Annotated in this window: 20 protein-coding genes; 6 read left to right on the top strand and 14 right to left on the bottom strand. The window is 67.8% G+C overall.

Going from position 1 to position 19,587, the window contains the following annotated elements; genetic code table 11:
* The first annotated feature begins 9 nt into the window (after positions 1-9).
* Positions 10-330, top strand: coding sequence for a non-heme iron oxygenase ferredoxin subunit (locus J2W36_RS04565; RefSeq protein WP_307688498.1), 321 nt, complete (start codon positions 10-12; stop codon positions 328-330).
* Between the two features lie 10 nt (positions 331-340).
* Here J2W36_RS04565 and J2W36_RS04560 read toward each other — a convergent pair whose 3' ends face one another.
* The 14 genes from J2W36_RS04560 to J2W36_RS04495 all read right to left on the bottom strand — a co-directional run bounded on the left by J2W36_RS04560 (position 341) and on the right by J2W36_RS04495 (position 14,164).
* Positions 341-661 carry an EthD family reductase gene (locus J2W36_RS04560; RefSeq protein WP_307688497.1) on the bottom strand — a complete coding sequence of 107 codons (321 nt, stop codon included), beginning with the start codon at positions 659-661 and terminating at the stop codon, positions 341-343.
* Positions 661-2,751 (bottom strand): phenylacetic acid degradation bifunctional protein PaaZ, encoded by a 2,091-nt coding sequence (gene paaZ, locus J2W36_RS04555; RefSeq protein WP_307688496.1) that lies wholly within the window; start codon positions 2,749-2,751, stop codon positions 661-663. Before paaZ ends, J2W36_RS04560 begins: the two co-directional genes overlap by 1 nt.
* 15 nt (positions 2,752-2,766) lie before the next feature.
* Entirely contained in the window at positions 2,767-3,567 is an 801-nt protein-coding gene (locus tag J2W36_RS04550; RefSeq protein ID WP_307688495.1) for an ABC transporter ATP-binding protein, read from the bottom strand.
* Entirely contained in the window at positions 3,564-5,435 is a 1,872-nt protein-coding gene (locus J2W36_RS04545) for a branched-chain amino acid ABC transporter ATP-binding protein/permease (RefSeq protein ID WP_307688494.1), read from the bottom strand. Before J2W36_RS04545 ends, J2W36_RS04550 begins: the two co-directional genes overlap by 4 nt.
* On the bottom strand, positions 5,432-6,460 hold the full coding sequence (locus J2W36_RS04540; RefSeq protein ID WP_307688493.1) for a branched-chain amino acid ABC transporter permease: 1,029 nt from the start codon (positions 6,458-6,460) through the stop codon (positions 5,432-5,434). Before J2W36_RS04540 ends, J2W36_RS04545 begins: the two co-directional genes overlap by 4 nt.
* A 62-nt stretch (positions 6,461-6,522) precedes the next feature.
* Positions 6,523-7,668 carry an ABC transporter substrate-binding protein gene (locus tag J2W36_RS04535; protein WP_307688492.1) on the bottom strand — a complete coding sequence of 382 codons (1,146 nt, stop codon included), beginning with the start codon at positions 7,666-7,668 and terminating at the stop codon, positions 6,523-6,525.
* A gap of 73 nt (positions 7,669-7,741) precedes the next feature.
* A complete protein-coding gene (paaE, locus tag J2W36_RS04530) occupies positions 7,742-8,848 on the bottom strand; it encodes a 1,2-phenylacetyl-CoA epoxidase subunit PaaE (protein ID WP_307688491.1) in 1,107 nt (368 codons plus the stop codon).
* A 22-nt stretch (positions 8,849-8,870) separates the two neighbouring features.
* Positions 8,871-9,401: a 1,2-phenylacetyl-CoA epoxidase subunit PaaD gene (paaD, locus tag J2W36_RS04525; RefSeq protein ID WP_370869255.1), complete on the bottom strand. Its 531-nt coding sequence runs from the start codon at positions 9,399-9,401 to the stop codon at positions 8,871-8,873.
* Positions 9,398-10,171, bottom strand: a complete 774-nt coding sequence (gene paaC / locus J2W36_RS04520) for a 1,2-phenylacetyl-CoA epoxidase subunit PaaC (protein WP_307688489.1) — start codon at positions 10,169-10,171, stop codon at positions 9,398-9,400. Before paaC ends, paaD begins: the two co-directional genes overlap by 4 nt.
* Before the next feature lie 8 nt (positions 10,172-10,179).
* On the bottom strand, positions 10,180-10,497 hold the full coding sequence (gene paaB / locus J2W36_RS04515) for a 1,2-phenylacetyl-CoA epoxidase subunit PaaB (protein ID WP_307688488.1): 318 nt from the start codon (positions 10,495-10,497) through the stop codon (positions 10,180-10,182).
* Positions 10,494-11,510, bottom strand: a complete 1,017-nt coding sequence (gene paaA / locus J2W36_RS04510; RefSeq protein ID WP_307688487.1) for a 1,2-phenylacetyl-CoA epoxidase subunit PaaA — start codon at positions 11,508-11,510, stop codon at positions 10,494-10,496. Before paaA ends, paaB begins: the two co-directional genes overlap by 4 nt.
* 39 nt (positions 11,511-11,549) lie before the next feature.
* Positions 11,550-12,866, bottom strand: a complete 1,317-nt coding sequence (paaK, locus tag J2W36_RS04505) for a phenylacetate--CoA ligase PaaK (protein WP_307688486.1) — start codon at positions 12,864-12,866, stop codon at positions 11,550-11,552.
* A 52-nt stretch (positions 12,867-12,918) separates the two neighbouring features.
* Complete coding sequence (gene paaI / locus J2W36_RS04500; RefSeq protein WP_307688485.1) at positions 12,919-13,359, bottom strand: hydroxyphenylacetyl-CoA thioesterase PaaI; 441 nt, start codon at positions 13,357-13,359, stop codon at positions 12,919-12,921.
* A gap of 22 nt (positions 13,360-13,381) precedes the next feature.
* Positions 13,382-14,164, bottom strand: a complete 783-nt coding sequence (locus J2W36_RS04495) for an enoyl-CoA hydratase-related protein (RefSeq protein WP_307688484.1) — start codon at positions 14,162-14,164, stop codon at positions 13,382-13,384.
* Between the two features lie 186 nt (positions 14,165-14,350).
* On the opposite strand from J2W36_RS04495, the gene J2W36_RS04490 reads away from it, so the two are divergent.
* The 5 genes from J2W36_RS04490 to J2W36_RS04470 all read left to right on the top strand — a co-directional run bounded on the left by J2W36_RS04490 (position 14,351) and on the right by J2W36_RS04470 (position 19,581).
* A complete protein-coding gene (locus J2W36_RS04490) occupies positions 14,351-14,953 on the top strand; it encodes a phenylacetic acid degradation protein PaaY (RefSeq protein WP_307688483.1) in 603 nt (200 codons plus the stop codon).
* A 55-nt stretch (positions 14,954-15,008) separates the two neighbouring features.
* Complete coding sequence (locus tag J2W36_RS04485; protein ID WP_307688482.1) at positions 15,009-15,617, top strand: TetR/AcrR family transcriptional regulator; 609 nt, start codon at positions 15,009-15,011, stop codon at positions 15,615-15,617.
* A gap of 33 nt (positions 15,618-15,650) precedes the next feature.
* Complete coding sequence (locus tag J2W36_RS04480) at positions 15,651-16,010, top strand: DUF2946 family protein (protein ID WP_307688481.1); 360 nt, start codon at positions 15,651-15,653, stop codon at positions 16,008-16,010.
* A 152-nt stretch (positions 16,011-16,162) separates the two neighbouring features.
* Positions 16,163-18,220, top strand: a complete 2,058-nt coding sequence (locus tag J2W36_RS04475) for a TonB-dependent receptor (RefSeq protein ID WP_307688480.1) — start codon at positions 16,163-16,165, stop codon at positions 18,218-18,220.
* Positions 18,221-18,222: 2 nt separating this feature from the next.
* Positions 18,223-19,581: a PepSY-associated TM helix domain-containing protein gene (locus tag J2W36_RS04470; protein ID WP_370869271.1), complete on the top strand. Its 1,359-nt coding sequence runs from the start codon at positions 18,223-18,225 to the stop codon at positions 19,579-19,581.
* Positions 19,582-19,587 lie beyond the last annotated feature (6 nt).

Here is a 19,587-nt window from a genome sequence, read left to right as displayed (position 1 = left end):
GCACCCCACATGAGCGATACCCCATGGACCGACGTGGCCGGTGAAGACGAGGTGCCCGCGGAGGACGTCGCCGGTTTTCAGGTGGAAGGGCGCGACCTGGCGCTCTACAAGGTCGACGGCAGCATCTTCGCCACAGACAATACCTGTACCCACGGCCACGCAAGGCTGTGCGACGGCTTCCTGGACGGCTACGAGATCGAATGCCCGCTGCACCAGGGCAAGTTCGACGTCCGCGACGGACGCGGCACCTGCGCGCCGATCACCGCCGACCTGCGCAGCTATCCGGTGCGCATCGAGGGCGGCCGCGTGTTCCTGCAGTTGGGCGACTGAGCGCCCGCCTTCAGTTGCCGAGCACCGTCGATATCTGCGTGACCGGACGGATGCCGGTGTAGTTGGCGACGTCCTTGGTGATGTCGCGTGCATGCGGCGTGAAAGCGGCATAGAACGCCTCGGCCGATGCAAAGTACATGTGCACCGCCGCCACGAAGGCCGGTGTACTGCCCGGCACCGGGCCGGACACGCCTTCGTCGATCTCGACCTTCTGCAAGGCGCTTCCCAGCCGTTCGCGAATCATCGCGATGTGGCGGTTCACGTAGTAGTCCATGTCGAAGTGGTACCCGTCTGCATGCGGGTAGAGCACGCTCACCTTGATCACTGCCATCACCTTTGACTTGTTGAAATTGCAGGGTCGCCGTCGCTCGTGCCGGCTTGCTTCTTCGCGACGAGCGTCAGGATGTCGTAGCTTGCCACCACCGCATCGTCCTGGTTGGTCACGGTCACGTCCCATGCCACCACGCCTTGCCCCTGTCCGTTGGCATCGCTGCGGTTGCGGTCGATCTTGCGCTTGCAGGTCAACCGCGCACGGATCGTGTCGCCGATGCCGACCGGCTTGATGAATCGCAGCGTGTCGAGCCCATAGTTGGCCAGCACCGGGCCCGGCGCCGGCGAGACGAAGAGCCCCGCCGCAGCCGACAGCACGAAGTAGCCGTGCGCAATGCGCTTGCCGAACGGCGACGCCCTGGCCGCGATGTCGTCGAAGTGCATGTAGAAATAGTCGCCCGAGATACCGCCGAAGGCCACCAGATCGGCCTCGGCCACGGTGCGTCGGTGCGTGAGCAGCGAATCGCCGATGCGCAAATCCTCGAAGTGCTTGCGAAACGGATGCAGCTCGCTTTCGTGCAGCGGCGCGCCGCGCACGTATTCACCCGTGATGGCCGACAGCATGGCGGGCGAGCCCTGCACGGCGGTACGTTGCATGTAATGCCAGACCGCGCGAACGCCGCCCAGTTCCTCCCCGCCCCCTGCCCGGCCCGGCCCGCCGTGCTTGAGCTGTGGCAGCGGCGAGCCGTGCCCGGTCGACTCGACGGCCGCCTCGCGGTCGAGCACCAGCAGGCGCCCGTGCAGCCGCGCCGCCACGGGAACCACGTGCGCAGCGATCTTCGGATCGCGCGTGACCAGCGTGCCGACCAGGCTGCCGCGCCCGCGCGCAGCCAGCGCCAGGGCTTCGTCCAGGCCGTCATACGCCATGAGCGTGCTGACGGGGCCGAAGGCCTCGACGTCGTGCACGGCATCGTGCGTCAGGGGCTGCCGGCTCAGCAGCAGCGTGGGCGCGAAGAAGGCGCCCTCGGAAACCCCTTCGCCGACCGGCACGAACCCGTCGGCAGCCCCGTAGAGCTGCTCGGCGCCCTGCAGCAACTGCGCCACGCGCGCCTGCACGTCGTCGCACTGTGCGTGCGACGCCAGCGCCCCCATGCGCACGTCCTCGCGCGCCGGATCGCCCGTGACCACCTTGGCAAGCCGCGCCCGCAACCGGGTGGCGACGGCATCGAGGTGCTGGCGCGGCACGATGGCCCGCCGGATGGCGGTGCACTTCTGCCCGGCCTTGGTCGTCATCTCGCGTGCCACTTCCTTGACGAAAAGATCAAACTCCTCGTCGTCCGGCGACACGTCGGGCGCCAGAATGGCGCAGTTCAGCGAATCGGCTTCGGCGTTGAACGGCACCGAATGCCGCACCAGGTTCGGATGCACGCGCAGCGTGGCCGCGGTGTCGGCCGAGCCGGTGAAGGTGACCACGTCGGAGCCGTCCAGGCGATCCAGCAGGTCGCCCGTGCCACCGATCACCAGTTGCAGGCTGCCGTCGGGCAACAGGCCCGACTCGACCATCAGGCGAACCGCCGCTTCGGTCAGGTAGCTGGTGGCCGTCGCCGGCTTGCCGATGCAGGGCATGCCGGCGAGAAAGCTCGGCGCGAACTTCTCAAGCAGCCCCCACACTGGAAAGTTGAAGGCGTTGATGTGCACCGCCACGCCGTGGCGCGGCACCAGGATATGGGTGCCGGCAAAGCCGCCCTTCTTGCCGAGCGACTGCACCGGACCTTCATGTACGAGGTTGCCCGAGGGCAATTCATTGCGGCCCACGCCGGCATAGGCCGCCAGCGTGCCTGCGCCACCTTCGATGTCGATCCAGCCGTCCGCACGCGTGGCTCCGGTGTGGGCAGACATCGCGTAGAGCCGCTCCTTGTGCGTCTGAAGGTACTTGGCGAGCGCCTTCAGGCGTTCCGCACGCTCCTGGAAGTCCATGCCGAGCAAGGCAGGCAGGCCCGCGCTGCGTGCGTGGTGCAACGCCTGTTCGAAGTCGAGCGCTTCGCGGTGGGTGCTGGCGACCACCTTGCCGTCGATGGCGCTGCGCAAGGGCTGGGCGGCTTCCCGTCCGATCCACTGGCCAGCGATGTAGCTTTGGAGCGTGGTTGTCATGAATGGGTTCTTCGGTCAAATATGAGGAACAGAAACAGAGACGGCGTTGTCGGCTTGGAGGCTGGGTGTGGCGGACGTGATGGGCCTTGCATCCCGGTTGCCGATGCCCAGGTAGGTGTCGATGATCCGGCGGTCATGCAGCAGGTCGGCGGCAGGCCCTTGCAGCGCCACGTGCCCCATCTCCAGCACGTAGCCGCGGTCGGCCACCTGAAGGGCAGCACGCGCGTTCTGTTCGACCAGCAGCACCGAGACCCCCTGCGTGCGCAGCGACGACACCACCTGCAGCACCTCGCGCACGATCAACGGCGCCAGGCCAAGCGAAGGTTCGTCCAGCATCAGCAGGCGCGGCCTGGCCATGAGCGCGCGTCCGATGGCCAGCATCTGGCGCTCGCCACCCGACAGCGTCGACGCACGCTGGGCGCGGCGCTCCCGCAGACGCGGAAAGATCTCGAACACCTCGGCCATGCGGGCCTTCTGGTCGCGCTGGCCTTTGCGCCAGCGGTAGAAGCCACCCAGCAGCAGGTTGTCTTCCACCGACATCTCGCCGAAGAGCTCACGCCGCTCGGGAACCAGGGCCACGCCCCGCGCCACCATGGCCTCGACGCTGGGCCGCGCGATGCGCTCTCCGTCCAGCGCGAGCGTGCCCGTGGACGGCAGCAGCCCCATGGCTGCGCCCAGCAGCGTGGTCTTGCCCGCGCCGTTCGGCCCGATCACGGTGACGATCTCGCCGGAGGCCACCTGCAGCCCCACGCGATGCACCGCCTCGACGCTGCCGTATGCGACGCTGAAGTCCTGCAGATCCAGCAGCAGCGTCATGCGGCGCCTCCCAGATAGGCGTCGAGCACGCGCGGATCGGTCTGTACCTGCGCAGGTGTGCCCGCTGCAATCACGGTGCCGAATTCAAAAACCGTGATGCGATCGGCCAGGTTCATGACGAACTCCATGTCGTGTTCCACCACCAGGATGCCGAGGCCCTCGGCGCGCAGTTGCGCCAGCAAGGTGGCGAGCGCCTGTTTTTCCAGATGTCGCAAGCCGGCGGCGGGCTCATCGAGCAGCAGCACGGCCGGCTGGCCCGCGAGCGCACGCGCGATCTCGACCAGGCGCTGCTGACCGAGCGGCAGCGACGCCGCAGGCGCATCCGCCAGTGCAGCCAGGCCGCAGCGCACGATCTGCCGATGGGCTTCGGCCCGCAGTGCCGCTTCTTCTGCGCGGTCGAGTCCCAGCATCGACGCCACCCAGCCGCGGCGGGCACGACGGTGCGCCCCGAGCGCGACGTTCTCCGTCACGCTGCGTTGACCCAGCAGCCGCACATGCTGGAAGGTGCGGCCCAGGCCGGCCGCAGCGAAGTCGCGCGACGGCAGACGGTGCATCGCCTGCGCCATGAACCGGACCTCACCCTCGGTCGGGTCGTCCACACCCGAGATCATGTTGAAGAAGGTGCTCTTGCCCGCACCGTTCGGCCCGATCAGCGCATGAATCTCGCCGGCGCGCAGGTGCATGTCGACGGCGTTGTTGGCGACCAGGCCGCCAAAGCGCTTGGTCACCTGCCTGGCTTCGAGCACCACGGTACCGGCCGCCGGCAGCGTGCGCTGCGCGAGGGTGGCGGCCTGTGCAACCACGCGCGGCGGTTCGTTCCTGAACACTCGCCGTCCCACCCGTGCCAGCGTCGGCCACAGACCATCGGCAAAGCGTTGCAGCACCAGCAGCATCAGCAGGCCGAAGACGATGACCTCGAAGTTGCCGCTGCTGCCCAGCAGGCCGGGCAGCACGTCCTGCAGCTTTTCCTTCAACAGCGTGATGACGGTGGCGCCCAGCACCGCGCCCCAGAGGTGACCGGCGCCGCCGACCACCGCCATGAACAGGTACTCGATGCCGATGTTCAGGTTGAACGGCGTCGGGTTCACAAAGCGCTGCATGTGGGCATAGAGCCAGCCCGAGATCGCCGCCAGCAGTGCCGCGAGCACGAAGAGCTTGACCCGGTAGCGCGCCGTGTCCACGCCCATCGATTCGGCCATCACGCGGCCGCCCTTCAACGCCCGGATGGCGCGGCCTTCGCGCGAATCGAGCAGGTTGTGCAGCAACCACAACGCCAGCAACAGCACCGCCCACACCACCGCGCCCAACGCCCGAGGCGAAGCCAGCGACACGCCGGCCACCACCAGCGGCGGTACACCGGTGATACCAGTCTGGCCGCCCAGGAAGTCCATGTTGCCGAACAGGTAGTAGAGGCTCAAGCCCCAGGCGATGGTGCACAACGGAAGGTAGTGGCCCTGCAGCTTGACCGTGACCGCGCCCAGCGTCCAGGCCACCGCGAAGGTCAACACCAGCCCCAGCGCCAGGCCCACCCACGGCAGGCCCTGCAGGCCGACGATGCCGCCCAGTGCGGCCACCGCCACCGGCGATGTGCAGACCCACGCGGTGGCATAGGCGCCTAAGCCCACGAAGGCGGCCTGGCCGAACGAGGTCATGCCGCCGATGCCGGTGAGCATGACCAGCCCGGCTGCGACCAGCGAATAGAGCCCGATGTAGGTGGCCACCACCACGGTGAATTCCGGCAGGAAGCCCCAGGCAACGGCCAGCAGCGCGACGGCCGCGACCGTGGCATGGCGGCGCGAAACCAAACCGTGCGCCGCGGGCGTCGGGGACACAGCTTCGCTCGCCGGTGGCGTCGGAACGGCGCTCATTCCTCGTCCTCCACATGGTGGCTGCGCAGCGACCGCCACCACAACACCGGAATGATCAGCGTGAACACCAGCACCTCCTTGAAAGCACTCGCCCAGAACGACGAAAAAGATTCGAGCTGCCCGACCAGAAGCGCACCCAGCAGCGCCATCGGATAACTGGCCAGGCCGCCGACGATGGCGGCAACGAAGCCCTTGAGGCCGATGAGGAAGCCCGTGTCGTAGTACACCGTGGTCAGCGGCGCGACCAGCAACCCCGACACCGCGCCGATCAGTGCGGCCAGCGCAAAGCTCAGGTCACCCGAAAGCTCGGTCGGAATGCCCATGAGCCGCGCACCCACCCGGTTCATCGCCGTGGCCCGCAATGCCTTGCCGATCATCGAGCGGCCGAAGAACACGAAGAGCAGCGCGACCAGTGCCAGCGTCACGCCCACCACCACCAGCGACTGGCCCGTGACCTGCAAGCCGCCCACCTCGAAACGCGCATCGGAAAACGCCGGCGTGCGGGAGCCCTCGGCCCCGAAGAACAGCAGGCCCAGCCCGACCAGCACGCCATGCAGCGCGACCGAGACGATCAGCAGCATGAGCACCGTGGCCTGGGCCAGGGGCCGAAAAGCCAGGCGGTACAGCAAGGGCCCGAGCGGGGTGATGAGGACCAGCGTCGCAGCCGCCTGCCCTGCCAAGGACGCCGGCCGCCAGGCCAGCACCATCGCCGCGGCGACCAGGGGCAGCGCCACGCACCAGACCAACGCAGATACCCAGTCGACCGTCGCGCCCCGCTTCCAGCGCCAGGCCTCGACCACCAGCACGGCGGCAGCCAGGGCCAACAGCAGCCACAGCGTCGGCGGCACGCGGCCGGCCTGCAACGCGACCATCGAGAGTGCGCCGAACGCGACGAACTCGCCTTGCGGAATGAAGATGACCCGTGTCACCGAGAACACGAGCACCAGGGCCACGGCCATGAGGCCGTAGACCGCACCGTTGACGAGGCCGTCCTGCGCCAGCAGCAGCGCGATCTGGACATCCATGGATGGAAACTTTCAAGAAGGCCAGCGGCCGGGAACCCAAGGTGCGCGAAATTGCGGCGAGCTCAAGGAACGTACTTCCAGGCGCCGTTCTCGATACGGACCATCACGCGTGCGCGCTGGTCCAGACCCAGGTGGTCGGTGGGCGACAGCGTGAAGATGCCGTGCGCGCCCGGCACTTCCTTCAACTGTTCGAGCGCATCGCGCAGTGCCGCGCGGAACTCGGGCGTGCCAGGTTGCGCCTTCTTCAGCGCCACCGGGATCGCCGTCGTCATGAGCAGCCCGGCGTCCCACGCGTGCGCGCCGAAGGTCGACACCGAACCCTTGCCGTAGGCCGCCTCGTAAGCCGCGACATAGGCTTGCGCCGCCTTGCGCACCGGGTTGCTGGCGGGCAACTGGTCGGCCACGAGGACCGGGCCGGCTGGCAGGAAAGTGCCTTCGACGTCTTTGCCGCCCACGCGCAGGAAGTCGGCATTGGCCACGCCGTGCGTCTGGTACATCTTGCCGGCGTAGCCACGCTCCTTGAGCGCCTTCTGCGGCAACGCGGCTGGCGTGCCCGAACCCGCGACCAGCACCGCGTCAGGCTTGGCCGAAATGAGCTTGAGCGTCTGGCCGGTGACCGAGGTGTCGGCGCGGCCGTAGCGCTCGTTGGCGACCACCGTCAGGCCCTTGAGCTGCGCGGCCTTGGTGAATTCCTGGAACCAGCCTTCACCGTACGCGTCGGAAAATCCGATGAAGCCGACCGTCTTCACCCCCGACGAGGCCATGTGCTCGGCAATGGCGAGAGACATCATGATGTCGTTCTGCGGCGTCTTGAAAACCCACTTGCGCTTGGCGTCCATCGGCTCGACGATCCGCGCCGAGGCGGCCATGGAGATCATCGGCGTCTGGGCCTCGGCCGCCACGTCGATCATGGCGAGCGAGTTGGGCGTGACCGTGGAGCCCAGCACGATGTCGACCTTGCTCTCGGCGATCAGCTTGCGCGTGTTGGCCACTGCGGCCGTGGTGTCCGACGCGTCGTCGAGCACGATGTAGTTGATCTTCTGGCCACCGATGGTCTTGGGCATCAGCGCGATCGTGTTCTTCTCGGGAATGCCCAGTGACGCCGCGGGCCCGGTGGCCGACAAGGTCACGCCGACGTTGATATCGGCATGGGCAGACAGGGCCACGGCAACGAGGCCGGCGAGCAGCAGGGGTTTCAGGAATGTCATTTCTTTTGTCTCCGTTGTAGTGAGTCAGGGTTGTCACGGTTCGAAAAAGGCGGGCGACCCGCGCACAGGGAACTCAGCGATCGTCAAAGGACAGCACCACGCGCTCGGTCAGCGGATGCGCCTGGCAGGTGAGCACGAAACCGTCGGCCACTTCCTTCTTGTCGAGTGCGAAGTTGCGCTCCATGCGCACCTGGCCCTCGACCACCTTGGCACGGCAGGTACCGCACACGCCCGAGGTGCAGGAGTAAGGCACCTCGAGCCCGGCGGCAGAGGCCGCATCCAGGATGCTCGGCTGACCCTTGCGAAAGGAAATCTCGCGCTGCAGGCCGTCGCGCACGATGACGATGCGCGCCTGCTCCGCGTCGCCGGGCTGGGCCTCGTGCAGCATCGCACCGCCCACGGGTGTGCCCGCTGCCACCGCTGCGCCCGCAGGCAGCGCCACGCCGAAGCGCTCGATGTGAATGCGCTCCTGCGGCACGCCCGCGGCCAGCAGCGCCGCCTCGGCCTCGTCGTTCATCTGGAAGGGGCCGCAGACGAACACGTGGTCGATCGCGCCGGCAGGCACCACGCTGGCGAGGAACTCGCCGATCTTCTCGCGGTTCATCACGCCCCGGTTGAGCGGCGCGTCGGTGTGTTCGTCGGAGAACACGTGCTGCAGCACCAGACGCGTCATGTAGCGGTTCTTGAGGTCCTCGATTTCCTCCTTGAACATCGTGGACTGCAGCAGCCGGTTGCCATAGATCAGCGTGAAGCGGCTCAACGGTTCGCGCGCCAGCACGGTCTTCATGATCGACAGGATCGGCGTGATGCCGCTGCCCCCCGCAATGCCGACGTGGTGGCGCCTGGACGCTGGGTCGAGCGGCACGAAGAAGCGGCCCTGCGGCGCCATCACATTCACCGTATCGCCGGGCTTGAGCTGCGCGTTGACCCAGTTGGAGAACACACCGCCGCGCACCTTGCGCACACCGACGCGCAGCTCGCCGTCGTCCACGCCCGCGCAGATCGAATACGAGCGCCGCAGGTCCTGGCCGTCGACATCGCCGCGCAGCGTGAGGTATTGGCCCTGGGTGAAGGCGAAGGCGTCGCGCAGTTCGGGCGGTACGTCGAAGGAAACGATGACGGCTTCCTGGGTGTCGGGCTCGACGGCGCGTACGCGCAGCGGATGAAAGAGGACGCTCATGGGGCCTTCTCGATGGGCGGAGTCAAAGAGGTTTGAAGTGCTCGAACGGTTCCTTGCATGCAAGGCAGCGGTGAAGCGCCTTGCAGGCCGTGGAACCGAAGGCCGAAAGCCGTTCGGTGTGGGTGCTGCCGCAACGGGGGCAGGCCAGTGCGGGCGCAAGACTGCGCCCGAAGAAACGCACGGGCACCGCTTCGCCCGCAGCGACCCCATGCGGCGGCGCAATGCCGTAGGCAGCCAGCTTCTGCCGACCCTCGGCGGTGATCCAGTCGGTGGTCCAGGCCGGGGCACGGCGCAGGCTGATCGTCACCGGCCCCAGCCCTGCGGCCACGAGTGCCGACTGCACGTCGTGCGCGATGACTTCCGTGGCCGGACAACCCGAGTAGGTCGGCGTGAGCACGATCTCCAGCGCGTCGTCGCGGTCCACCACGTCGCGAACGATGCCCAGTTCGCGCACCGACACGGCGGGCACTTCAGGGTCGAGCACGGTGTCGAGCACCGCCCAGGCCGCGTGGACGCGGGCCGCGCGCGTGTCTTCGGCCAGCAGTTCGCTCACCACACGCCTCCGGGAAAGGCGCGCTGCAGGTACTGCATGTCGGTGAGGATGAAGCCCATGTGCTCGCTGTGCCGGCCGCGCTTGCCATCGCTGCGGAAAGCCGACGCAGCGGGCACGGCCAGCGTGGCTTCGCCGAGGATCGACCGCATCTCTTCGTGCCACGGCGCCTCCAGCTCAGACCACAGGGGGCCAAGCCCGCTCGCGGCGGCCTCGCGGTCGGCCGCATCGGTGTCGAAGAGTTCCGGCACATAGCGCCAGGCACTGTCGAGCGCGGCCTGCATGCGGCGCCGCGATTCGGCGGTGCCGTCGCCCAGGCGCACCACCCAGTCGCCCGAATGCTGCTGGTGGTAGCGCGCTTCCTTGAGCGCCTTGCCTGCAATGGCGGCCAGTTCGGCGTCGCTCGACGTGGCCAGACGCGCCCAGAGCAGCTTCAACCAGGTCGCGACCATCGCGTTGCGCAGAACGCTGAAGGCGAAGTCGCCGCGCGGCAGCTCGACCAGCGTGAGGTTCAGGTAGTCGCACTCATTGCGCAGGAACGCCAACTGGTCTTCGTCATGCGCCAGGCCTTCGAGGTGGCCCGCATGGGTCAGCAGCGCGCGGGCCTGGCCGACCAGATCGAGCGCGATGTTGGCCATGGCGATGTCTTCTTCGAGCACCGGCGCGTGGCCGCACCATTCGCCCAGCCGCTGCGCCAGGATCAGGCAGGTGTCGCCGATGCGCAGCAGGTACTGCACGTCCGCCGTTCGGTTCAGTTCGATAGAGGCTTGCATGTCGCTCCTCACATGTGGTCGACCGACTTGGGCAATGCATAGAAGGTCGGATGCCGGTACACCTTGTCTTCCGCGGGATCGAAGTACATCGCCTTGTCGCCCGGGTCGCTGGCGACGATCTGGTCCGAACGCACGACCCAGATGCTGCTGCCCTCCTGGCGCCGTGTGTAGACGTCGCGGGCCAGCTGGATCGCCATCTTCGGGTCGGCCGCATGCAGGCTGCCGCAATGCTTGTGGTCCAGGCCCGCCTTGCTGCGCACGAACACTTCCCACAGCGGCCATTCCTGCTGCGATTGCGGCTTGTCTTGCTGCATGTCGGTGCTCATGCCGCCTCCTTCATGGGTTGCTTGCGGGCGTGTGCCAACGCGGCTTCGCGCACCCAGGCGCCGTCTTCCCAGGCGTCGACACGCGCCTGCAGCCGCTCGCGGTTGCAGGGGCCGTCACCGCCGACCACGCGCCAGAATTCGCTCCAGTCGATGGTGCCGAAGTCGTGCGACTGGCGTGCCTCGTTCCATTTCAGGTCCGGGTCGGGCAGCGTCACGCCCAGGATGCGGGCCTGCTCGACCGTGGCGTCGATGAACTTCTGTCGCAGTTCGTCGTTGCTGACGCGCTTGATGCCCCAGCGCATCGACTGCGCGCTGTTGGGCGACTGGTCGTCGGGCGGCCCGAACATCATGATCGAGGGCCACCACCAGCGGTCGACCGCGTCCTGCACCATCGCCTTCTGCGCGGCGGTGCCCTCGGTCATCATCGTGAGAAGGGACTCGTAGCCCTGGCGCTGGTGAAAGCTCTCCTCGCGGCAGATGCGGATCATGGCGCGCGCATACGGCGCGTACGAACAGCGGCAGATCGGCACCTGGTTCATGATGGCCGCGCCGTCCACCAGCCAGCCGATGGTGCCCATGTCGGCCCAGGTCAGCGTCGGGTAGTTGAAGATCGAGCTGTACTTGGCGCGGCCGGTGTGCAGCGCGTCGAACAGCTGGTCGCGCGAGGTGCCAAGCGTCTCGGCCGCGGCGTACAGGTAGAGGCCGTGGCCACCCTCGTCCTGCACCTTGGCCAGCAGGATGGCCTTGCGCTTCAAGGTGGGGGCGCGGCTGATCCAGTTGCCCTCGGGCAGCATGCCGACGATCTCGGAATGTGCATGCTGGCTGATCTGTCGCACCAGCGTCTTGCGGTAATGGTCCGGCATCCAGTCCTTGGCCTCGATGAAGTCACCGGCATCGATGTGCGCGTCGAAGCGCTCCTCGAGCCGCATTTCTTCGGCCGAGCGGACCGCCTTCTTCCTGTCCACGGCGTCGGCGCCGTCCTTGCCCATCGTGTCCATCGCTTGTGTGTACATGTGTGCTCCTGCTCAATGCGTTGATTCGGATGCGCCAGCTCAGCGCAGGCGCGTGTCGACCACGCGCCGGGCCTTGCCGGTCTGGGTGCGTTCGATGGAATCCGGGTCGAACACCCGCACCTGCGTGGAAATGCCCACCAGCGTCTTCACGCGGTGCTGCACCCACTGTGCGATGGCACTGCGGTCGGCCTCATTGATGCGGCCCGCGGCGGGCTGCAACTCGCAGTGCACCTCGACCTGGTCGAGCAGGCCGTCGCGACTCACATGCAGCTGGTACAGGCCGGACAGCTGCTGGTGCGCCAGCACGATCTCCTCGACCTGCGTGGGAAACACATTGACGCCCCGGATGATCATCATGTCGTCGCTGCGGCCGACGATCTTTCCCATGCGCCGGAAGGCGCGCGAGGTGGGCGGCAGCAGCCGCGTGAGGTCGCGCGTGCGGTAGCGGACGATGGGCATCGCTTCCTTGGTGAGCGAGGTGAAGACCAGCTCGCCCTCCTCGCCGTCGGGCACCAGCTCGCCGGTCTCGGGGTCGACGATCTCCGGATAGAAATGGTCTTCCCAGATCACCGGGCCGTCCTTGCTCTCGATGCATTCGCTGGCCACGCCCGGGCCCATCACTTCGGACAGGCCGTAGATGTCCACCGCGTCCAGTCCGGCCTTGGCCTCGATGTCGTGGCGCATGGCCTCGGTCCAGGGTTCGGCGCCGAAGATGCCGACCTTCAGCGCGCTGTCGCGTGCGTCCAGACCCTGGCGCGTGAACTCCTCGATGATCACCTGCATGTAGCTGGGCGTGACCATGATGAGCGAGGGCTTGAAGTCGCGGATGAGCTGCACCTGCTTTTCGGTCTGCCCGCCCGACATCGGGATCACCGTGCAGCCGGCCCGCTCGGCGCCGTAGTGCGCACCGAGGCCGCCGGTGAAGAGACCGTAGCCGTAGGCCACGTGGATCATGTCGCCCGGCCGGCCGCCTGCCGCACGGATCGAACGCGCCACCAGCTCGGCCCAGGTGTCGATGTCCTGCCGCGTGTAGCCCACCACCGTCGGCTTGCCGGTGGTGCCAGATGACGCGTGGATGCGGGCCACCTGCTCGCGCGGGACCGCGAACATGCCGAAGGGGTAGTTGTCGCGCAGGTCGGTCTTGACCGTGAACGGGAACTTGGCGAGGTCGCTCAGTTGCCGCAGGTCGCCCGGCTTGACGCCCTTGGCATCGAAGGATTTGCGGTAGTGCGGCACATGGTCGTAGGCGTGTTGCAGCGTGGCCTGCATGCGGGCGAGCTGCAGCGCCGTGATCTCGTCGCGGCTGGCGGTTTCGATGGGCGACAGGTCGCCGGGGGCGGGTCTCTGGACGGGCATGGAGCGTTCCTGGAGGGGGCAGGTTCGGGTTGCGTGGATGCCGCGCGCGGCGTCAGGCCGCCGGCACTGCCGGCCGGCCCTTGGCGGTGTGCGAGCGGCCGCGGAACACCGCGATGCGCTCGCCGCGCTGGTTCGTGACTTCGGTGTCGTACACGCCGGTGCGGCCTGCCTTGGACACTTCGTGGCTGTGCGCCGTGAGCAGATCGTCCACGCGAGCCGGGGCCAGGAAGTCGATCGTGAAGGCCGAAGCCACCGTGAGCTCGCCGTGCGAATTGCACGCGAATGCAAAGGCCGAGTCCGCCAGCGTGGAGATCACGCCGCCGTGGCAAGTGTCGTGTCCGTTGAGCATGTCCTCGCGCACCCGCATGTGGAGCGTGGCGCGCCCAGGCGCAATGTCGAGCACCTGCATGCCGAAGCTGCGCGTCATGCGGTCGCGGCGCAACATGCCGTCGCGCACGTGCTCGGCCATGTCCTGGGGCGAGAGATCGGTCATCGTGGGCATCCTTTTCGGCGCTTCAGCGGTCGCTGAACTGCGGCGCACGCTTGCTGCGAAACGCGTCGACGCCTTCGAGGTAGTCATGGGCACCGCCCAGGGCCGTCTGGAGCGTGGCTTCGGCGTCGAGCGCCGCGCGCACATCGAGCCCCTGCGCGATGGCCATCGCATGGCGCGTGGCGACCAGGGCGCGCGTCGGCATGGCGGCCAGCCGTGCCGCGAGTGCGGCGACGGTGCCGGCCAGCGCATCGTCGTCCACGCACTGCCAGATCATTCCCATCTGCGCGGCCTGTTCGCCTGGAATGCGGTCGCCCAGCAGCGCCAGTCCCATCGCGCGCGCCGAACCGACCAGCCGCGGCAGCAGCCACGTTCCGCCGGTGTCGGGCACCAGCCCGATCTTGGAGAAGGCCTGGATGAAGCTCGCCGAGCGCGCGGCGACCACCAGGTCGCAGCACAGCGCCAGGTTGGCGCCCGCCCCGGCGGCCACGCCGTGGACCGATGCGATCACCGGCACCGGCATCGACCGGATGCGCGCGACCAGAGGCGCGTAGTGCGTGCGGATCAAAGCGCCCAGGTCCTGGCCTGGTGCGGCCGACGGGTCGCTCAGGTCCTGCCCGGCGCAAAAGCCGCGCCCTGCCCCCGAAATCACCACGCAGCGCACCGCGCTGTCGCCAGCAGCCACATCGAGCGCCGTCCGCAATTCGGCATGCATGGCCGTCGTGAAGCTGTTGATCGCCGTCGGGCGGTTCAGCGTCAGTTCGCGCACGGCAGCCGACTGGCGGACAAGGATCAGGGGCTCGGTCATCGGGTCCTCTTTTTTTTTGGGGGGGCGGCGAGGGGCAACGGCCGATTATTACTATTGACCGACCGTTCGGTAGATTTTAAGATGGGCTTTCGCGGCGATGCAAGGTGTTTGGTGCTGGTGCAAACCCTGAGCAGGCACGTCGCTTCAACCGCATTCCCACCGCACACCCACAACAGGAAACCAGACATGCCCTGCTATTCCATCGAAGGCGTCGTGCCGGTCGTCGACCCGTCGGCGTATGTGCATCCCACCGCCGTGCTGATCGGCGACGTGATCGTCGGCCCGCGGTGCTACGTCGGGCCGAACGCGTGCCTGCGCGGCGACTTCGGGCGCATCGTGTTGCACGCTGGCGCCAACGTGCAGGACACCTGCGTCATGCATGGCTTTCCGCTGCAGGACACGGTGGTCGAGGAGGACGGCCACATCGGCCATGGGGCCGTGTTGCATGGCTGCATCGTGCGGCGCGACGCGCTCGTCGGCATGAATGCAGTGGTGATGGACGAGGCCGAGATCGGCGCCCAGTCCTTCGTGGCGGCCTGTGCATTCGTGCCCGCCGGCATGAAGGTGCCGCCGCGCAGCCTGGCCGCCGGATTGCCGGCCAAGGTCAAGCGCGAACTCAGCGACGAGGAAATCGCATGGAAACGCGAAGGGACCCTCACCTACCAGGCGCTGAGCCTGCGCTGCCTGGAGAGCCTCCGGGAAGTGGCGCCGCTCGCGCAGGTCGAGGCCGGGCGACCCCGCGTGCAGAGCACCCCGGTGCGCTCGCTGATTGCGACGCGGCGCTCCTGAGTCGCAGGCCGCTCGGGCAAGATACGTGCCTCGACACAACCAGGGAACTGACTGAATGGCACGCGGAAGAGCTTCGAACTACGAGGAACAGAGGGACATGATCCTCAGGCAGGCGGCCACGCTCTTCGCCCGGTACGGCTATCCGTCGACGTCCATGAACCAGGTGGCCGAAGCGTGCAGCCTGTCCAAAGCCACGCTCTACCACTACTACCGGGACAAATACAGCCTGCTGGTGAGCATCGCCGACGGGCATGTCTCGCGGCTGGCAGCGTTGATCGACGACGAGCAGGCGCTCGCGCTGCATGGGGAGGCGCGGCTGCGCCACCTGATCAACCGGATCGTCGAAGAGTATGCAGACGCGCAGAACGCGCACCGGGTGCTCACCGAGGACGTGAAGTTCCTGGAGGCCGAAGACCGCGAACGCGTGCTGGCCAAGGAGCGCCACGTGGTCGCGGGTTTTGCCGAGGCCGTCACCGAGATGCGCGCCGGCCAGCCCAGCACGCACCTGTCCAAGCCCTTGACCATGCTGCTGTTCGGCATGATCAACTGGATGTTCACCTGGATGAAGCCCGACGGCGAACTCGACCATGCGGCCATGGGGCCGATCGTTGCCGATCTGTTCCTGGGCGGGATCTCTCAGGTGCGGCTGCCGCCCACGTCCTAGGCCCAGCGCTTTCGACGTGATAATCCACGTCCCATGCACGCCCTGCGCCACGTTCACCTCCTGCACCGTCTGGTGCTCGCGTGGTTCGTGCTGTCGCTGGGCGTGGCCATCGCCGGCCCCGTCGTCCATCCGCAGTCGATGGAGATGGTCTGCTCGGCCGCCGGCATGATCAAGTTGATCGTCCACACCGACGAAGGCACGCAGGACCCCGGCCGCACGGCCATGGACTGCCCGCTGTGCACGACAACAGGTGCGCCGCCACCCATCGTCGGCGCGCTGCACCTGCCCACGCCGCTGCCGCTCGCGCACGCGGTGCAGTCGATCCCTTCGGCTCGTATTGCGGCCGCCACCCAGGCGCCGTTGCCCGCGCGCGGGCCACCTGCACGCTCCTGAACTGATTTTTTCATCGCCCGGCGGTGCGCGTTTGCGCGCGTCATCGGGTCTGTCCTCAGTTCACGAGCGTCGCATCCCGCACCGGCCCTTGCGCCCGGCAACGGATGCAGCGCTCGTTGCGGCCGTGCGTGCACGGCCGCGGAGTTTGCTTCATGTCCCGTTTCTTTCGCCCCCCAGCGCCTGTGCTCACCCTGGCGCTGGCGCTGCCTTTCGCCGTGCCGGTCGCGGCGCAATCGTCCGTCGCGAACCGCGACGATCCCGCACTCACGCTCGGCACGCTGAGCACGGTCGACGTGCGCGCCACCGCCACCGGTGCGCTGTCGGCGCGTAACGTCTTCAGCTCAGTCGATCTGCTGGGCGCCAGCCTGCTCGAAGACCAGCACGTCGACTTCAGCTGGGAGCTGTTCTCGCGCGCGCCCGGCGTGCAGGTCACGCCATTCCGGCAAGGCACGGACGCCGGCCGCTTCTCGTTCCGAGGTTTCAACGGCGAGGGCCGGGTCAACGCGGTCAAGCTGCTGATCGACGGCATTCCCAGCAACGACAACGCGGGTGGCATGCCCTTTCTGGACGCCGTGTCGCCGCTGGACATCGAAAGCATCGAGATCGTGCGCGGGACCAACGATCCGCGCTACGGTTTGAACAACATCGCGGGCAACGTGGACGTGCGCACGCGCATCGGCGGCAACGACGGACGTGCCAGCGTCACGCTGGGCAGCTTCGGCACCCGGGAAACGCAGATCGCCAAGGGCATCGAAAACGGCAACTGGAGCCAGAACTACTTTCTCGGCTGGCGCGACTCCGACGGCTACCGCGACCACGCCGATGCCCGCAAGATCAACTTTGCGGGCAAGTGGTTCTACACCAGCGACGACGGCCGCTGGCGCACGGGTGTGATCGCGCGCTACTACCGCAACAAGGCGCTGGAATCGGGCTACCAGACCTTTGCCGAAGCCACCCAGTCGCCGCGCAGTTCTCCGTCGTACGCGCAGGCCGACCGCAGCGAACGAGAGACACGCCAGCTGAGCGCCTACCTCGATGGCCAGCTGACCGACGCGCTGTCGTGGTCGACCCGCGCGTACTTCAACCGCTATGAAAATCAGCGCTTCGTGCGATTCTCGGCGGCCGGCCTGCAGCAGGAGCGCGACAACGACGAGACGCAGCGCGGAGCCTCCAGCACCCTCACCTGGCGCCCGAAGGTCGACTGGGCCCATGAATTCACGCTGGAGGGCGGCGTGGATGCGCAGTGGCAGGACAATGCCGCGCAGCGCTACCGCACGGTCGATCGCGTGCGGACCTCGCAGTTCCGCGCCTGGGATTTCGATCTCGACACCCAGGGCGCCTATGTCCAGGCCGTGATCCGGCCGACCGAGGCGCTCAAGATCGTCCCGGCGCTGCGCATCGACCACGTCGGTGGACACTTCACCGACCAGTTGACCGGCACCACGTCGCCGGTCTACGACTATGGACTGATCCGCCAGCCCAAGCTCAGCGTCGCCTACACGCTGGCGCCCGCGGCCACCGTGTACGGCAACTGGGGGCGTACGTTCCAGATCGGCACGGGCATCGACGCCTACCGCACGCAGGCACGCAACCTGGCGCCGTCGCTCAACGATGGCTGGGAGGCGGGCCTGAAGTTCAGCCCCGCCGCGTGGCTCGACGGCCGCGTGGCCTACTGGGAGCAACGCGCCTCCGGCGAGGTGGCGCGTGTGCTCGGCGTCAACGGCGTGGCCGATCCGGGTGGCCTGGGCAACATCGGCAAGACGCTGCGCAAGGGCTTCGACCTCCAGCTGAATGCCCACCCGAGCGCCCGGCTGACGGCCTGGGCGGCCTACTCCCACCAGGTGGCACGCGTCACTGAGCCCGACCCGAGCGCACCCGCCACGCTGGGGCGCGAGATCGAAAACGTGCCGCACTACCTCTGGTCCGCCGGCCTCGACTACCAAGCGGCCGAAAAACTCAAGCTGTCGGCCTGGGCCAACGGCCAGGGCGCCTATTACGTGGAGCGCACCAACACGCTGGGGCGATTCGGCCAGTACACGCTGCTCAACCTGGGCGCGACCTACCGGCTTTCGCCGACGGTGGATCTGAACCTGCAGGTGAAGAACGTGACCAACCGCAAGTACGTCTACGCCTGGTACGACAGCGGCTCCTCGGGCTTCTCGGCGGGCGATGGACGCGGCGTCTATGCCAGTGCGAGCTGGAAATTCTGATGATGGCGACCACCTCAGCCACGCCGACGCCGGCACAACCATCGGCGCGCTTCTACCGCGCCGTCTGGCGCTGGCATTTCTACGCCGGCCTGCTCGTACTGCCCTTCCTGGTGTGGCTCTCGGTCACCGGCGGCCTTTTTGTGTTCAAGAACGAGATCGATGGCTTCTTTCATCGCGCGCTGAAGACCGTGCCGGCCGCAAACGGCGCGGCACAGACGCCGGGTGAGATCGTGGCCGCCGCGCTGGCGGCGAATCCGGGCGAATGGTTCAAGTACACACCAGCCGCGCAGGCAGGGGCATCGGCCGAGGTCGGCGTCGTCACGCGGTCGGGCGCGCGCGTGTCCGTCTATGTCGATCCCCACGACGGCCGGGTACTGGGCAGCATCGCCGACGGCGGCTCGGTCGCATGGACGATACGGCGGCTGCACAGCCTGAAGTACTTCGGCACCATCGCGCGCGGGGCCATCGAGATGGCTGCAGGCTGGGCGGTGTTGCTGATCGCCACTGGCATCTACCTGTGGTGGCCGCGCGGGCGCCGGTTGCAGCCGGGCGGTGTGCTGACCGTGCGCGGCAAGCCGCGCCAACGGGTCTTCTGGCGCGATCTGCATGCGGTGACCGGGATCTTGGTTGGCGCCGCGCTCGTGTTTCTCGCCTTGACCGGCATGCCCTGGTCGGTGCTGTGGGGCGCCCAGGTCAACCGCTGGGCCAATGGCACGAACTTCGGCTATCCGTCAGGGGTGCGCGTCGATGTGCCCATGTCGACCCAGCGCCTGAACGAAGAGGAGCCGACCGCCTGGTCGCTCGCGCAGGCGCGCTTGCCGCAGTCGATGCCGCAGGCTTCGCCTGCGCCGGACATCGGCATCGACGCGGCCGCAGCCATTGTCGAGCGGCTGGGCATCGGCTCCGGCTACACGCTGGCGCCGCCCCGCGGCCCCACGGACGTCTACACCGCCTCGGTCTACCCCGACGACCTCGCGCGCCAGCGGGTGATCCACCTCGACCGGTACAGCGGCCGGCCGCTGGTCGACATGCGCTACGCCGACTACGGCCCGCTGGGTCGCTGGCTGGAATGGGGCATCAACGTGCACCTGGGGCAGGAGTTCGGCGTGCCGAACAAGATCGTGCTGGTACTCGCGTGCCTGGGCATCGTGCTGCTGTGCATGAGCGCTGCGGTGATGTGGTGGAAGCGCCGCCCCGCCGGCAGCCTGGGCGTCCCGCCCGCGCCTGCGGACCGCCGCACACTTTACGGCGTCGCGGCACTGCTGGCGGTTGGCGGCGTCGCTTTCCCGCTGGTCGGCGCGTCGCTGCTGGTGATGCTGGTGGTCGACCTCGCAGTCGTCGGGCGCGGCCTGACACCTTGACGCACC

The organism is Variovorax ginsengisoli (genome assembly GCF_030811835.1).
In the GTDB taxonomy this organism is placed as follows: Bacteria; Pseudomonadota; Gammaproteobacteria; order Burkholderiales; family Burkholderiaceae_C; genus Variovorax; species Variovorax ginsengisoli_C.
Note: the sequence above shows the minus strand (reverse complement) of the source record. Positions and strands in the feature narration are given on the sequence as shown.

Coding starts and splice junctions, on each gene's coding strand:
- J2W36_RS04565 (WP_307688498.1), top strand. CDS start 10: ATGAGCGATACCCCATGGACCGACGTGGCCGGTGAAGACGAGGTGCCC.
- J2W36_RS04560 (WP_307688497.1), bottom strand. CDS start 661: ATGGCAGTGATCAAGGTGAGCGTGCTCTACCCGCATGCAGACGGGTAC.
- paaZ (WP_307688496.1), bottom strand. CDS start 2,751: ATGACAACCACGCTCCAAAGCTACATCGCTGGCCAGTGGATCGGACGG.
- J2W36_RS04550 (WP_307688495.1), bottom strand. CDS start 3,567: ATGACGCTGCTGCTGGATCTGCAGGACTTCAGCGTCGCATACGGCAGC.
- J2W36_RS04545 (WP_307688494.1), bottom strand. CDS start 5,435: ATGAGCGCCGTTCCGACGCCACCGGCGAGCGAAGCTGTGTCCCCGACG.
- J2W36_RS04540 (WP_307688493.1), bottom strand. CDS start 6,460: ATGGATGTCCAGATCGCGCTGCTGCTGGCGCAGGACGGCCTCGTCAAC.
- J2W36_RS04535 (WP_307688492.1), bottom strand. CDS start 7,668: ATGACATTCCTGAAACCCCTGCTGCTCGCCGGCCTCGTTGCCGTGGCC.
- paaE (WP_307688491.1), bottom strand. CDS start 8,848: ATGAGCGTCCTCTTTCATCCGCTGCGCGTACGCGCCGTCGAGCCCGAC.
- paaC (WP_307688489.1), bottom strand. CDS start 10,171: ATGCAAGCCTCTATCGAACTGAACCGAACGGCGGACGTGCAGTACCTG.
- paaB (WP_307688488.1), bottom strand. CDS start 10,497: ATGAGCACCGACATGCAGCAAGACAAGCCGCAATCGCAGCAGGAATGG.
- paaA (WP_307688487.1), bottom strand. CDS start 11,510: ATGTACACACAAGCGATGGACACGATGGGCAAGGACGGCGCCGACGCC.
- paaK (WP_307688486.1), bottom strand. CDS start 12,866: ATGCCCGTCCAGAGACCCGCCCCCGGCGACCTGTCGCCCATCGAAACC.
- paaI (WP_307688485.1), bottom strand. CDS start 13,359: ATGACCGATCTCTCGCCCCAGGACATGGCCGAGCACGTGCGCGACGGC.
- J2W36_RS04495 (WP_307688484.1), bottom strand. CDS start 14,164: ATGACCGAGCCCCTGATCCTTGTCCGCCAGTCGGCTGCCGTGCGCGAA.
- J2W36_RS04490 (WP_307688483.1), top strand. CDS start 14,351: ATGCCCTGCTATTCCATCGAAGGCGTCGTGCCGGTCGTCGACCCGTCG.
- J2W36_RS04485 (WP_307688482.1), top strand. CDS start 15,009: ATGGCACGCGGAAGAGCTTCGAACTACGAGGAACAGAGGGACATGATC.
- J2W36_RS04480 (WP_307688481.1), top strand. CDS start 15,651: ATGCACGCCCTGCGCCACGTTCACCTCCTGCACCGTCTGGTGCTCGCG.
- J2W36_RS04475 (WP_307688480.1), top strand. CDS start 16,163: ATGTCCCGTTTCTTTCGCCCCCCAGCGCCTGTGCTCACCCTGGCGCTG.
- J2W36_RS04470 (WP_370869271.1), top strand. CDS start 18,223: ATGGCGACCACCTCAGCCACGCCGACGCCGGCACAACCATCGGCGCGC.